The sequence below is a fragment of the Streptomyces sp. NBC_01092 genome (assembly GCF_045039535.1).
Classification (GTDB): domain Bacteria; phylum Actinomycetota; class Actinomycetes; order Streptomycetales; family Streptomycetaceae; genus Streptomyces.
In genome coordinates this window covers 7,213,925-7,227,478 of record NZ_CP108659.1, presented here as the reverse complement: position 1 = coordinate 7,227,478, position 13,554 = coordinate 7,213,925, and the positions used below count along the sequence as shown (strand labels likewise).

The following is a 13,554-nucleotide window of genomic DNA, read 5'->3' as shown; positions in this document are numbered from 1 at the left end:
CGCCCGCGTACGTCGTACGGAACACAGTGCGACTTGGGAGGCTCCCGGAAGAATGTCTGTCCCGGACGGGGACACGAAGCACCTCGCCATGGTGGGGTCGGGTGCAGACTTGAGGTTAACACTACCGGATCCAACAAACATTCCCCCTCTCGAAATCCGGCAACCGTGTGTCAGGTCGCAAGCGGCAGCACGCTCGCTCCCTGGGCGTCGAGGTCGAGCCGGTTCGCGGCCCACCCGTCGCCTGCCAGATCGGCCACCTTGTCGGCGCTGTCGGCGTCGGCCAACGCCAGCACGGTGGGGCCCGCTCCTGAAATGACTGCCGGGACTCCGTCGGCCCGCAGCCGCTCCACCAGCGCGGCGCTCTCCGGCATCGCGGGAGCGCGGTACTCCTGGTGAAGTCGGTCCTCGGTGGCGGGCAGCAGCAGCTCGGGGCGCCTGGTGAGGGCCTCGACGAGCAGCGCGGCACGGCCCGCGTTGGTGGCGGCGTCGACATGCGGGACGCTGCGCGGGAGCAGTCCGCGCGCGGTCTCCGTCAGTACCGGCTTACCGGGTACGAAAACCACCGGAACGATGGAATCGGCGGGCTCCATCCTGATGGCCCGCGCGGCGCCGGCCTCCATCCAGGACAGGGTGAATCCGCCGAGCAGACACGCCGCGACGTTGTCGGGGTGGCCCTCGATCTCGGTGGCGAGTTCGAGCAGGGCCGCGTCGTCGAGCCTGGCCTCGCCGCCTATGGTCACGGCGCGCGCGGCGACGATGCCGGCGCAGATGGCGGCGGAGGAGGAGCCGAGGCCGCGGCCGTGCGGGATGCGGTTGGCGCAGACGATCTCCAGGCCGCGCGGCTGGCCGCCCAGCAGATCGAAGGCGGTGCGCAGGGAGCGGACGAGAAGGTGGTTCTCGTCGCGCGGCAGTGTCTCGCTGCCCTCACCCGCGATGTCGATGTGCAGCCCTGAGTCGGCCACCCGGACGACTACGTCGTCGTAGAGCCCCAGCGACAGGCCCAGGGCGTCGAAGCCCGGGCCGAGGTTGGCGCTGGTGGCGGGGACGCGCACCCGGACGGCGGCGGCGCGGAACGCTGGACCGGCCATCGCTCGATGACTCTCCTTGAGCTGCGTGATTGTCGAAGACATTCGATGACGTACGAGAACCTCTGGGGCCGTTTCCGGACTGCGGAGACGGCGCGGCACCGCACCCATGCGGAGGCATATGCGGCGGGCGGGTTCAGTACAGCGTATCGAAGGTAGGTTCTGTGGCGACATAGGGCGCACAGGAGGCGCACGATGCGTGTCGTATGCCCCCTGTGCACCCCCTGTCGGGAAGCTCCCCAGGTGAGCGCCCTCGTAGTCGCGTACGCGAGCCTGCTGCGACGGAGCGTGGCCCGGCTTACGCCAGTCCGAGCCGCTCTGCCGCCGTCGCCGCGTCGACCGGGACGGTGACGGGCTGCGGGGCGCCGGCGACGGCCCAGTCGGGGTCCTTGAGGCCGTTGCCGGTGACGGTGCACACGATGCGCTGGCCCGGGTCGACCAGGCCCTGCTCGGCGGCCTTCAGCAGACCGGCGACCGACGCGGCGGAGGCGGGCTCGACGAAGACGCCCTCCTGCGCGGCCAACAGCCGGTAGGCGCGCAGGATTTCACGGTCCGTCACCTCGTCGATGAACCCGCCGGACTCGTCCCGCGCGGCGAGCGCGTACTGCCAGGACGCCGGGTTGCCGATGCGGATGGCGGTGGCGATGGTCGACGGGTCCTTGACGATCTCGCCGCGCACGATGGGCGCGGAGCCGGAGGCCTGGAAACCCCACATACGCGGGGTCCGCTTCGAGACACCATCGGCGGCGTACTCCTTGTAGCCCTTCCAGTACGCGGTGATGTTGCCCGCGTTGCCGACCGGAAGGACGTGGATGTCGGGGGCGTCGCCCAGCATGTCCACGATCTCGAAGGCGGCCGTCTTCTGCCCCTCGATACGCACCGGGTTGACCGAATTGACCAGCGCCACGGGGTAGTTGTCGCTCAGGTCGCGCGCGAGCGTGAGGCAGTCGTCGAAGTTGCCGTCGACCTGGAGGATCTTCGCGCCGTGCACGAGGGCCTGGCCCATCTTGCCGAGCGCGATCTTGCCCTGCGGGACGAGAACGGCCGAAACCATGCCCGCGCGCACTGCGTAGGCGGCGGCGGAGGCAGAGGTGTTCCCGGTGGAGGCGCAGATAACCGCCTTTGCCCCCTCCTCCTTCGCCTTGCTGATGGCCATGGTCATGCCGCGGTCCTTGAAGGACCCGGTCGGGTTCGCACCCTCCACCTTGAGGTGGACCTCGCAGCCCGTGCGCTCGGAGAGCACCTGCGCGGGCACGAGGGGCGTGCCGCCCTCGCGAAGCGTCACGACCGGCGTGGTGTCGGAGACGGGCAGCCGGTCCCGGTACTCCTCGATGATTCCGCGCCACTGGTGGGTCATTGCTGGTTACTCTCCTTCAACCCGCATGATGCTGGCGACACCCCGCACGGTGTCGAGCTTGCGCAACGCCTCGACGGTCCCGCCGAGGGCCGCGTCGGACGCACGGTGGGTGACGACGACGAGGGAGGCCTCGCCGTCCTTGCCCTGCTGGCGAACCGTATCGATCGAGACACCGTGCTCGGCGAACACGGTCGCCACCTGGGCGAGAACACCCGGTTTGTCGGCCACGTCGAGGCTGATGTGGTAGCGGGTGACGACGTCACCCATCCCCTCGACGGGCAGGGCGGCGTACGCCGACTCGCCGGGCCCCGTTGCCCCGCTGAGCCGGTTGCGGCAGACGGCGACGAGGTCGCCGAGCACGGCCGAGGCGGTGGGCGAACCGCCCGCGCCGGGGCCGTAGAACATGAGCTGCCCGGAGGCGTCGGACTCCACGAAGACGGCGTTGTAGGCGCCGCGCACGGAGGCGAGCGGGTGGGTCAGCGGGATCATCGCGGGATGCACGCGCGCGGTCACCGACTGGCCGTCCTCGGCCCGCTCGCAGATGGCGAGCAGCTTGATGGTGCAGCCCATCTCCTTGGCGGAGGCGAAGTCGGCCGCGGTCACCTCGGTCATGCCCTCGCGGTAGACGTCGTCGAGGCGCACGCGCGTGTGGAAGGCGATACCGGCGAGGATGGCGGCCTTGGCGGCGGCGTCGAAGCCCTCGACATCGGCGGTCGGGTCGGCCTCGGCGTACCCCAGGGCGGTGGCCTCGTCGAGGGCCTCCTGATACCCGGCGCCGGTCGAGTCCATCTTGTCGAGGATGAAGTTGGTGGTCCCGTTGACGATGCCGAGCACGCGGTTGACCTTGTCGCCGGCGAGGGACTCGCGCAGCGGCCGGATCAGCGGGATGGCACCGGCGACGGCGGCCTCGTAGTAGAGGTCCTTGTCGTGCTGCTCCGCCGCCGCGTGCAGGGCGGCGCCGTCCTGCGCGAGGAGCGCCTTGTTCGCGGACACTACGGAGGCGCCGTGCTCGAAGGCGGTGGTGATGAGGGTGCGGGCGGGCTCGATGCCGCCGATGACCTCGACCACGACGTCGATGTCGCCGCGTTTGACGAGCGCGGTGGCGTCGGTGGTGATCAGCGCGGGGTCGATGCCCTCACGGACCTTGGAGGGCCGCCGTACGGCCACACCCGCGAGCTCCACGGGGGCGCCGATGCGGGCGGCGAGGTCGGCGGCGTGCGTCGTCATGATGCGCGCCACCTCTGAGCCGACCACTCCACAGCCCAGCAGCGCCACCTTCAGCGGATGCGTACGCATCATCCGACCTCGTTTCCTCATACCGTCTACGGTTGCACCAGTCTCACTCACCGGACGGGACTTTCTGCCCTTCGTCCGGATCGTGAGACATCTATTTCATTTTTACGGGGCCGGAAGACAGGAGATCTTCCACCCCGGGCTTTTTTGTCGTTCGGGGCTACCCGACGTCGAGACGGAGGAGGTCCTCCTCCGTCTCCCGGCGGACGATCACCCGGGACTCGCCGTCGTGCACGGCGACGACCGGCGGCCGGAGCACGTGGTTGTAGTTGCTGGCCATGGACCGGCAGTAGGCACCCGTCGCCGGTACGGCGATGAGGTCACCCGGTGCCAGGTCGGCGGGAAGGAACGCGTCCTTCACGACGATGTCCCCGCTCTCGCAGTGCTTGCCGACGACACGGGCGAGCATCGGCGCGGCGTCGCTCGTCCGGGACACGAGGGCGACGCTGTACTCGGCGTCGTACAGCGCCGTACGGATGTTGTCGGACATGCCGCCGTCCACGGAGACATACGTCCGCAGCCCGTCGAGGGGCTTGATGGTGCCGACCTCGTAGAGCGTGAAGGCGGTGGGCCCGACGATGGCGCGCCCCGGCTCGACGGAGATGCGCGGGGTGCGCAGCTTGGCGCCCTCGCACTCACGGGTGACGATCTCGGTGAGCGCCTTGGCGATCTCGTGCGGTTCGCGGGGATCGTCGTCGCTGGTGTAGGCGATACCGAGCCCGCCCCCGAGGTCGATCTCGGGAAGCTCGACACCGTGCTCGTCACGGATGTCCTTCAGCAACCCGACGACCCGATGCGCGGCGACCTCGAAGCCGGACATGTCGAAGATCTGCGACCCGATGTGCGAGTGGATCCCGATGAGTTCGAGCCCGTCGAGCTGGAGGGCCCTTCGCACGGCCTCGGCGGCCTGCCCCCCGGCGAGCGGAATGCCGAACTTCTGGTCCTCGTGAGCGGTGGCGATGAACTCGTGCGTGTGCGCTTCCACCCCGACGGTGATACGGATCTGGACGCGCTGGCGCTTGCCGAGCTCCCGGGCGATGTGCGCGACGCGGACGATCTCCTGGAAGGAGTCGAGGACGATCCGTCCGACGCCGGCGCGGATGGCCCGCTCGATCTCCTCGACGGACTTGTTGTTGCCGTGGAAGGCGATGCGGTCGGCGGGCATCCCGGCGGAGAGGGCGGTGGCGAGCTCGCCACCGGAGCAGACGTCGAGGTTGAGCCCCTCCTCGTGCAGCCACCGCACGACGGCACGGGACAGGAACGCCTTGCCGGCGTAGAAGACGTCGGCGTCGGAACCGAAGGCGCTGCGCCAGGCCCGGGCCCGGGAGCGGAAGTCGGCCTCGTCGACGAAGTAGGCGGGGGTGCCGTGCTGTTCGGCGAGGGTCTTCACGTCGACACCGCCGACGGTGACGACGCCTTCGGTGTCACGGGCGACGGTCTGCGCCCACACCTTCGCGTCGAGGGCGTTGAGGTCGGCGGGCGGCGCGGAGTAGTGGCCCTCGGGAAGGACGTCGGCGTGGCGGGGCCCGGCGGGATGTGCGGAACGGCTCATGACTGTCTTGGGCTCTCTCAGAGGTGATCGGGTGCGTCGATGCCGAGCAGGGACAGGCCACCGGCCAGCACCGTCCCGGCGGCTTCGGCAAGCGCGAGCCGGGCACGGTGGGTGGCCGAGGGTTTCTCCGCACCGCGGGGAAGGACGGCGGGCAGGAGGGGCGCAGCGGCATCGGCGACGCTGACGAGGTGCCGGGCGAGACGGTCGGGAGCGCGATCGGCGGCCGACTGGGCCAGGACGCGGGGGTGGTCGGCGAGGGAGGCGAGCAGGTGGTGCACGTGCTCCATGGATGAGGGAGCCGATGGCTCGTCGGCCTCCCCCAGAGACTCGGGCTCGGCGTGGAATCCCAGGTCGGCGGCGTTGCGGCTGAGGGCCCGGGTGCGGGCGTGGGCGTAGCGGACGCGGAAGAGAGGGTTGCTCTCGCGCTGGACGAGGTGGTCGTCGGTGATACGGGGCCGGTCGTGGTCGGCGGGGTGGAGCAGCGCCCAGCGGGCGGCGTCGCGTCCGAGAGGGAGGGGGTCGACCGGGGCGGGGACCGGACGGACGGTGTAGTGGGGCAGGACGGGGTGCTGCCGCGCGGGCTGCGCGTCGACCCGTACGCCCAGGATGTCGGCCCACTCCGACGGGAGCTCGGCCTCGCAGCGGGTGCGGACCGCGGCGCCCTGTGAGCGCAGGATCCGGGCGAGGGCGTCCATCACGACGACGGCCCGGACCTCGCGGGGACAGGACAGCGGCACGAAGTCCGCGGAGGGGCCATGGGCGTACCCGTACCGTTCGCCGCGCCGAAGGATCTCCTCGACGAGGGCGACGGGCGCGGCGGCGCCGAGGCTGATGTTCAGGAAGCCGGGCCCGGTGACGACGACGTCGGCGACACCGTGCACGCCCGCGAGGTGCGGCCGCAGAATCTCGGCGACGCGCAGGGCGGGCTGCCCTGCCGGGCGGGCCAGCTGAAGGGCGATGTTGGTGGCGTAGTCCCCACACCCACCGGGCCCCGGCACGGTGACCACGGCCCGCTCGGGCACGGCGACGGCCAGTTCCCCTTCGTCGACAGCACGACGCACCGCGCACAGCACGGAACGGGAGAGCTCGACGGGGGTCACGGGACAAGCGTAGGGGAGGAGGGGGGTGGGTATGCGAACGGGTTTGGGGTGGGTTTCGGGATGTGGACGGGCGTGGGCGCCGAGGTCTGGAGCGCACGCTGCCGCTACTGGGGGCTTGGCTTGCCGGTCCCGGCGGAGCTTGAGCGTCGAGGTCGGGAGCGCACGCCGCCGCTGTCGGGAGCTTGGCCTGCCGGTCCCGGCCGAGCTTGAGCGCGGAGGTCGGGAGCGCGCGCTGCCGATATCGGGAGCTTGGCTTGCCGGTCCCGGCGCCTGAGCGGCGAGCTGCGGCTGCCGACCCGAGCTTCAGCCTCCGGTCCGCCCCGCTGCCTCTCCTGCTCCCAGGACTCCCCCGAACACGGCGTCGCCGGCATCCCGGCCGTCGACGTCAACCTCGGACTCCCGGCTGCGCTTGCGCTCGATCAACCGCCGTACGAGGCTGATGAGTTCGGCGGGCTCGAAGGGCTTGGCGAGGAAGGCGTCGACACCGATGTCCAGGCCGCCGTCGACCTCGTACTGGGTACAGGCGCTGACGATGGCGAGAGGAAGATCGCGGGTACGGGGATCGGCGCGCAGCACCGCGGCGGTCCGAAGCCCGTCCAGCCGCGGCATGACCACATCCAGGGTGACCACGTCGGGCCGCACCTGGTGGACGACATCCAGACACTCGGCACCATCGGCCGCGGTCACCACCTCGAGCCCCTCCAGCTCGAGATTGACCCTGATCAGCTGCCGGATGACCTTGTTGTCGTCCACAACAAGGACCCGGCCAAAAGCGCCTGGCACAACTCGAGAGTAGGTCCGGACCGGCCACCGCGTCCGGGTTTTCCCGACTTCCACCCCCTGCGGGCGACCCACCCCAGGTCGCACCGGGTGCGGGGGCCCCGTAAACCGGTTCATGAACACCCCACCGAAGCTGGTAGGGTTCTACCCGTCGCCGCCAAGCAAGGCGCCCGACACGCCCCCGTAGCTCAGGGGATAGAGCAACGGCCTCCGGAGCCGTGTGCGCAGGTTCGAATCCTGCCGGGGGCACCCTTTATGAGGTGCCTAAAGACCCCGCCACCAGCGAGTTCGCTGAGTGCGGGGTCTTCGCGTATGTGCGGGCGGGTGCCGCCGCTTGTCAGTGGTCGCCTTGCCGGAAGGCCAGGGACGGGTGCCAGGTCCCGAGTCTGTGGCCGCGTGTGCGTCACATCCGGCCTGCCCACCCGGTCCCCGCCCTCGGCCCGAACGCCCCACCTACCGGTGACGGGCCTGGCCGCCCGGTCCCCGCCTTCGGCCCGAACACCTACCGGTGACGGGCCTGCCCGGCGTGCCCCGGCCGGCCGTCCCAGCCACCCGGGCCCCCGTCGCTCAGCAGTTCCGCTGCCTGGTGTTGGGTGTGTGCGGCTGCTATCTGCGCTTCCGTTACCGCGTCTCCGCGTTCGCGCACCAGGTCTTCATAGATGGGCAGGTGATCGTTTTCGGTGGGAGTGCGTGTCACTGGGGTGTCCTTCCGCTGGGTATTGCCGTCAGGCCCTGTTCAGGCGGGCGGCAATTCCGTGCCCGAGGAGCAAATACAGGACTGCCGGAAGGCCGCAATTGAGGACGACCCGTAGGCCCTCTGTGTCCATCGTGAAAATGTCCCGTGCCCATCCGGAGAGCAGGTCCGCCGACTCGTGCACGATCGCCACGAAAGCGTTGCCCTGGTTCGCGTCGAGCAGGTACAGCACGATCCACAGGCCGAGGAGACCGGCCGAGACGTCGGCGATCGTGCAGATCGTCAGGGCCGCTCTCCGTGCGGTGTCCTGGTTGCGCGCGGGGCGGCCCTGAGGGGTGTGCTGGTCGTACGACTGGTATCCGGATACCGGGTCGGTGTTCACGAGAAATCCGATCTGACGCGTTGGCAGGGGCGACTGGCCACCGCGCTGTGCCGGGATTCGGATTCTGCACGATGACTTCTTCTGCCTGGTTCTGCGTCAGACGAACGTGAGTGTGTTACACCGCCGGCGAAGTGCGGCGTATGCGTCCCATATATGGCGGGCTATTCGGGCACTTACCCAAATGTTCGCGTGCGGGCGCACATTTGCGGATGCAGCGCGGCCCTGCCGTGAGGGGTCAGGCCCGGTCCGCGGTCGGGAGCATCGCCCAGACCGTCTTGCCCATCGGGTGCCGTCGGGTCCAGCCCCAGTGCTCGGACAGGGCGTCGATGATGCGCAGCCCGCGCCCGTGTTCGTCAAAGGGGTCGCTGGTGTGCGGGTACACGGGTGGGTGGTCGCTCGGGTCGCTGACCGAGCAGACCAGGTGGGCGTGGCGGCGGAGGCTGAGTCGGAGCCAGATCTCGGCGTCGTCCGGGGCGGAGCCACGGGCGGAGCCCGGGTCCGGCCGGTGGGCCGTGGCGTGCAGTACCGCGTTGGCCAGCAGTTCGGTGACCACCGTCAGGGCGTCGGGGCCGCAGTGGTCGAGTTCCCAGCCGGTCAGCGTGCGACGGACGAAGTCGCGGGCCTGACCGCAGCCCCGTTCGGCGCCGGCCAGGCGCAGGACGGCGGAGCGGGGCGAGGTGCGCGGGGTGGCGGGGTGCGGTTCCGGCGTCGCGGTCAACCCCGCAGGTGACGCAGCGTCATGGGCCAGTCGGAGCCCTTCGTACGCAGGTAAGGACACAACGTCTCCCCTGATACACGGTCAGGACGGGGCGTCCCCACTGCACTTGACGCCAAGGGCTATTATCCACGCCGACGGCGCCTCCGTGCAATTTCACGGGAAATTGCGCGAGGGTGTCGACGCAGAGCACGTGGTGCGGCCCGGGTCCGCTGAGGCGTCGGGACGCATGCGTGGCGGAACGTGAGCAAGGAGAGTGCAGTGCCAACAGCGCAGAACGGCGTGCGGGCAAGCTCGTTGGACGTCCGCTGGATCAAGAGCCGGCACAGCAATGCCGAGGGCAACTGCGTCGAAGTGGCCGCCCTGGGCGATGGGAGTGTCGCGATGCGCAACTCCCGCCATCCCGACGGACCGGCCCTCGTCTACACCCCCGCCGAGATCACGGCCTTCCTGGCGGGCGCGAAGGAGGGAGAGTTCGACCACCTCGCGTGAGATGCGACCACCCCGCATGAGATGCGACCACCTCGCATGAGACCGGCGCCTGCCCGGGACCGCGCGACCGGCGAGGGGCGAAACGCCCTCTGCAAGCGGAAGTTGACGCTTCCACTTCTCGCGGTTCCGGCGGCGCGGGGCGGCGGGATGCGATAATGCGGTCTGTCGTATGCCGGTCTACAGGGAGTCAGGATGTCCGCCGAGTCACCTCGCATCTCCCGCCTCGAACCCTATCTGGACCGGACCGAGCCCGCGCCGACCTTGCTGAAGATGCTGGTCGGCGTCCAGTTGGCCGGTATTCGCGAAGACCTCGGTCTGTCCCAGGACCAGGCGGCGCGTGCCGTGGGCTTCAGTCCTGCCAAGCTGTCGCGCATCGAGGCGGGCAAGGGCCGTCGGCCGCCCACGGAGGCGGACGTACGGACCCTGCTGGAGCACTACCGCGCCGCGGAGTTCGAGGCGTCGGTACTGCTGCAGTTGCTGCGCCGTGCCGGTGAGCCGGGTTGGTGGCAGCGCTATGACAAGCGGCTGATGCCGGAATGGTTCGACCGGCTGGTCGGGCTGCAGGAGGCCGCGACGGCCATCCGTACCTTTGAACTGCAGTATGTTCCCGGCCTGTTGCAGACCGAGGACTACACCCGGGCCGTGGTGGAGCGCGGACTGCCGAACGCGCCGGCGCGCGAGCTGCAGCGGCGTGTGGAGCTGCGGATGCGTCGGCGGGAGCTGCTGCACCGCCCGGACGCGCCTCAGCTGTGGGCGATCGTCGACGAGTCGGTGCTGCTGCGTGTCCTGGGCAGCCGTGAGGTGATGCGGGCGCAGCTGGAGCACCTCGTGGAGATGGCCCAGCGGCCCCATGTGACCGTGCAGATCGTGCCCCTGGACGCCACCAACGCCTCGGCACCCGCCATGCCGGTCACCTATCTCCGGTTCGGCGGCGTCGATCTGTCCGACATCGTCTATCTGGAGCACATCAAGAGCGCGGCCTTCCTGGAGGACCGCGACGAGACCGAGGAGTACCGCCTGGCCCTGGACCGGCTGGGTGACGAGGCCCTCAACCCGCGCGAATCGCTGGAGCGGCTGCGCGAGACGATGAAGCGGTACGCCTAGCGGGGTCCGGCCCGGGAGCGGCGGTGACGCCGCTCCCCCTCCGTCCGGTCCCTACGGCAGTCGGCCCACGCCGCCGAACTCGATCCACTCCTGGGTGAGCTGACGCGGCGCCACCTCGGTGTCGGGGCGCCAGGTGGAGACCTCCACCAGACCCGGTTCGAGGATCTCCAGACCTTCGAAGTACTCCGCGACGTCGGCCTCCTGGCGCACCCGGCCCCAGTGGCCCTGGGTCGCCTGGTCCATGAAGTCGGTGACGAACTTTCGGACCTCGGGGTCCTCGCTGACCAGCTGGCACATCACCATGAAGCTGCCGGGCGCGAGGTGCTCGCGTACCCGGCGGGCCACGGCGAGCGGGCCGTTGGCCTCGTCGTCGGGGATGCAGTGGAACACCGAGTTGAACAGCACCGCCACCGGCTGCGAGAAGTCGATCAGGCGCTCGGTGTCCGGGTGGGAGAAGATCTGGTCCGTCTCACGCATGTCGGCGTGGATGACGGCGGTGTGGTCGTTCTGGTCCAGCAGGGCGCGGCCGTGGACCAGGACCATCGGGTCGTTGTCGACGTACACCACGCGCGAGGCGGGGTCGACGGCCTGCGCGACCTGGTGGACGTTGTTCTGGGTGGGCAGGCCGGAGCCGTGGTCCAGGAACTGGCGGATGCCGTAGTCGCCGGCCAGCGTGCCGACGACCCGCTGGAGGAAGCGCCGGTTGTTCAGCGCGAGCGCCCGGGTGCTCGGGACGACCTTGTCCAGCTCCTCGCAGGCGGCTCGGTCCGAGGCGTAGTTGTCCTTGCCTCCGAGGTAGTGGTCGTACATGCGCGCGGCCGTGGGGACCGTGGCATCGATGGACGTGGACAGCTGCTTTCCAGGCTCCATGGCTTCCCCCAGGGGCAGGACGGCCGAGGAGATCACCTCGCCGACAACACATCCTAGGGACGGGGCAGTTGGTCGGGCCAGTCCATCCGTCAACGACCGGGCGATTGGCACTCTTGACGGGGACGGCGTGCGGGGGATCCGCTGCTGGAAGGCGGCTGCGGTGTCCGGGGAGAGCACCTCTCGTCCGGGACGTCCCGAATGTCGTTGTGTCGTCAATTGTTCGTAGGTGCCTACGAGTTGACTGTGCGGTTCCCGGTGCGGCGCTTGTCAGCGGGCGGCCCTCACGGTCGTGACGGCCCGTCCGTGAGGGCTTCTCGGACGCCTTTCATGATCGGGGATGTGCGGCGAGCCACTTTCGAACTAGGGTTCTCCATCGGAAGCCACATTCGACGGGGGTACGCACGTGGCCGATGTGGCGCGTTCGCAGGACGACACCGCGCACGACGGGGGAAGGACCGGCCGGTTCACCGGTATGGGTCCCTTCATGCTCGTCTGGAGCGGGCAGGCGATATCCCTGGTCGGCAACTCCGTCCTGCGGTTCGCCTTCGTCTTCGAGACCTGGTCGGCCACCGGCCGGGCGACCGCGCTCACCACGCTGTCGCTGTGCGCGCTGCTCCCCCAGGTGCTGCTGAGCCCGCTCGCCGGGGCCTTCGTCGACCGCGTCAGACGGCGTACGGCGCTCCAACTCGCGGACGGTGGCGGGCTGCTGATCGTGGCGCTGCTCGGCGTGCTGCACTTCACCGGCGGGCTGAGCACCTGGGAGGTCTACGGGGCGGTCATGCTGCTCGGCTGCGCCGCCGCCTTCCAGTTCCCGGCGCTGGGCGCCGCCGTGCCGCTGCTGGTGGACAAGAACCAACTGCAGCGGGCGAACAGCCTGCTCGCGAGCGCCAAGAGCACCGCGGACGTCGGCGGTCCGGCGCTGGGCGGGCTGTTGGTGACGTTCTCCGGGCTCGGCTTCATCATCGTCGCCGACCTGGTGAGCTTCGCCCTCGCGCTGGCCGCGATCCGGGTCGTACGGATGCGCGGGGACACCGGTCCCGGGGCGAAGGCGGGCGGCCCGCGGGGGAAGCTCGTCGCGGAGGCCGTCGAGGGGATGCGCTTCCTGTTCCGGTTGCCGAGCCTGCGCGATCTGCTGCTGGCCTTCTGTTTCGTCAACCTGGTCATGGTGTTCGGCTTCGCGGCCGTACAGCCCATGGTGCTGGCCCGGTCCGGCGGCGAGACCTCGGCGCTGGCGAGCGTCAACACCGCGATCGGCGTCGGCGGGGTCGCGGGCGGGCTGCTGATGGCGGCCTGGAGCGGGCCGAAGAACCGGGCCCGGGGCATGCTGCTCGGGATCATCGGCATGTGTCTGTCCGCCCAGGTGGCGATGGCGCTCGCGGGCGGGGTGGTCGGCTGGTGCGCGGCCATCCTCGTGGGCGCGGCGTTGATGCCGATGATCAACGGCACGATGCAGGCGATCGTGCAGACCAAGGTTCCCCAGGAGTGGCACGGCCGGGTCTTCGGCGCGGTGATGTTCCTGTCGCAGCTCTCCGTCCCGCTGGCCACCGCGGTCTCCGGCCCGCTCGCCGACCACGTCTTCGAACCGCAGGCCGCGGACGGCGCCGGGATCTTCGTGGTGCTGGGGCCGGTCCTGGGGGACGGGCCGGGCAGCGGTATGGCCGCCATGCTGCTCATCGCGGGCCTGTGCGGCATCACGGTCGCGGTGCTCGGCATGTCGCGGCGCACGGTGCGCGAGATCGACACGCTGCTGCCCGACGCCGCGGACGACTCCCCCGACGTCGAAGACGACGACTCTGCCCGGCCCGGCGATCCCGACGCCGACGCTGACGACTCCGCCCGGCCCGGCGATCCCGAGGCCGCGGAAAACACCGACAAACCCGACAACCCCGAGAACAAAGCACTCGTGGAGGGCTGACCATGACCACCAATCCGTTCGAGGACGAGAACGGGACCTATCTCGTCCTCAGCAACACCGAGGGCCAGTTCTCGCTCTGGCCCGACGGGATCACCGTGCCGGACGGGTGGGACGTGGCGCTGAGCGCGAGCAGCCGTGCCGACTGCCTCGCCTACGTCGAGGAGCACTGGACGGACATATGTCCCGCCCCCACGGGCGCAGACGCCTGACATGGG

13 protein-coding genes and 1 tRNA gene are annotated in these 13,554 nt (G+C 70.1%); 5 read left to right on the top strand and 9 right to left on the bottom strand.

Going from position 1 to position 13,554, the window contains the following annotated elements; translation table 11 throughout:
* Positions 1-170 precede the first annotated feature (170 nt).
* The 6 genes from thrB to OG254_RS32965 form a co-directional block, all read right to left on the bottom strand.
* Positions 171-1,088, bottom strand: coding sequence for a homoserine kinase (gene thrB / locus OG254_RS32990; RefSeq protein WP_147993740.1), 918 nt, complete (start codon positions 1,086-1,088; stop codon positions 171-173).
* A gap of 295 nt (positions 1,089-1,383) precedes the next feature.
* Positions 1,384-2,442, bottom strand: a complete 1,059-nt coding sequence (gene thrC, locus OG254_RS32985; RefSeq protein WP_147993739.1) for a threonine synthase — start codon at positions 2,440-2,442, stop codon at positions 1,384-1,386.
* Between the two features lie 6 nt (positions 2,443-2,448).
* Positions 2,449-3,741: a homoserine dehydrogenase gene (locus OG254_RS32980; RefSeq protein ID WP_405589039.1), complete on the bottom strand. Its 1,293-nt coding sequence runs from the start codon at positions 3,739-3,741 to the stop codon at positions 2,449-2,451.
* A 154-nt stretch (positions 3,742-3,895) separates the two neighbouring features.
* Positions 3,896-5,287 (bottom strand): diaminopimelate decarboxylase, encoded by a 1,392-nt coding sequence (lysA, locus tag OG254_RS32975; RefSeq protein WP_405589037.1) that lies wholly within the window; start codon positions 5,285-5,287, stop codon positions 3,896-3,898.
* A 17-nt stretch (positions 5,288-5,304) separates the two neighbouring features.
* The gene (gene nrtL / locus OG254_RS32970; RefSeq protein ID WP_405589034.1) at positions 5,305-6,387 is read right to left on the bottom strand and encodes an ArgS-related anticodon-binding protein NrtL; all 1,083 of its coding nucleotides are present in this window, start codon (positions 6,385-6,387) and stop codon (positions 5,305-5,307) included.
* Positions 6,388-6,690: 303 nt separating this feature from the next.
* A complete protein-coding gene (locus OG254_RS32965; RefSeq protein ID WP_405589032.1) occupies positions 6,691-7,140 on the bottom strand; it encodes a response regulator in 450 nt (149 codons plus the stop codon).
* 204 nt (positions 7,141-7,344) lie between these two features.
* Here OG254_RS32965 and OG254_RS32960 point away from each other — a divergent pair.
* Positions 7,345-7,416 (top strand) — tRNA-Arg (locus OG254_RS32960).
* Positions 7,417-7,892: 476 nt separating this feature from the next.
* On the opposite strand, the gene OG254_RS32955 is transcribed toward OG254_RS32960, so the two are convergent.
* Together OG254_RS32955 and OG254_RS32950 are read right to left on the bottom strand one after the other, a co-directional pair.
* Complete coding sequence (locus OG254_RS32955) at positions 7,893-8,243, bottom strand: hypothetical protein (protein ID WP_405589029.1); 351 nt, start codon at positions 8,241-8,243, stop codon at positions 7,893-7,895.
* Between the two features lie 235 nt (positions 8,244-8,478).
* Positions 8,479-8,961, bottom strand: coding sequence for an ATP-binding protein (locus OG254_RS32950; protein ID WP_405589026.1), 483 nt, complete (start codon positions 8,959-8,961; stop codon positions 8,479-8,481).
* 258 nt (positions 8,962-9,219) lie between these two features.
* On the opposite strand from OG254_RS32950, the gene OG254_RS32945 reads away from it, so the two are divergent.
* A complete protein-coding gene (locus OG254_RS32945) occupies positions 9,220-9,450 on the top strand; it encodes a DUF397 domain-containing protein (RefSeq protein WP_147993723.1) in 231 nt (76 codons plus the stop codon).
* Positions 9,451-9,642: 192 nt separating this feature from the next.
* Positions 9,643-10,554, top strand: coding sequence for a helix-turn-helix domain-containing protein (locus tag OG254_RS32940; protein WP_405589023.1), 912 nt, complete (start codon positions 9,643-9,645; stop codon positions 10,552-10,554).
* 51 nt (positions 10,555-10,605) lie between these two features.
* Here the strand turns inward: OG254_RS32940 and OG254_RS32935 are convergent, their stop codons facing one another.
* Complete coding sequence (locus tag OG254_RS32935; protein WP_405589021.1) at positions 10,606-11,424, bottom strand: SAM-dependent methyltransferase; 819 nt, start codon at positions 11,422-11,424, stop codon at positions 10,606-10,608.
* Between the two features lie 403 nt (positions 11,425-11,827).
* On the opposite strand from OG254_RS32935, the gene OG254_RS32930 reads away from it, so the two are divergent.
* Together OG254_RS32930 and OG254_RS32925 are read left to right on the top strand one after the other, a co-directional pair.
* A complete protein-coding gene (locus OG254_RS32930) occupies positions 11,828-13,339 on the top strand; it encodes an MFS transporter (RefSeq protein WP_405589018.1) in 1,512 nt (503 codons plus the stop codon).
* Positions 13,340-13,341: 2 nt separating this feature from the next.
* Complete coding sequence (locus OG254_RS32925) at positions 13,342-13,548, top strand: MbtH family protein (RefSeq protein ID WP_405589016.1); 207 nt, start codon at positions 13,342-13,344, stop codon at positions 13,546-13,548.
* The last annotated feature ends 6 nt before the right edge of the window (positions 13,549-13,554 follow it).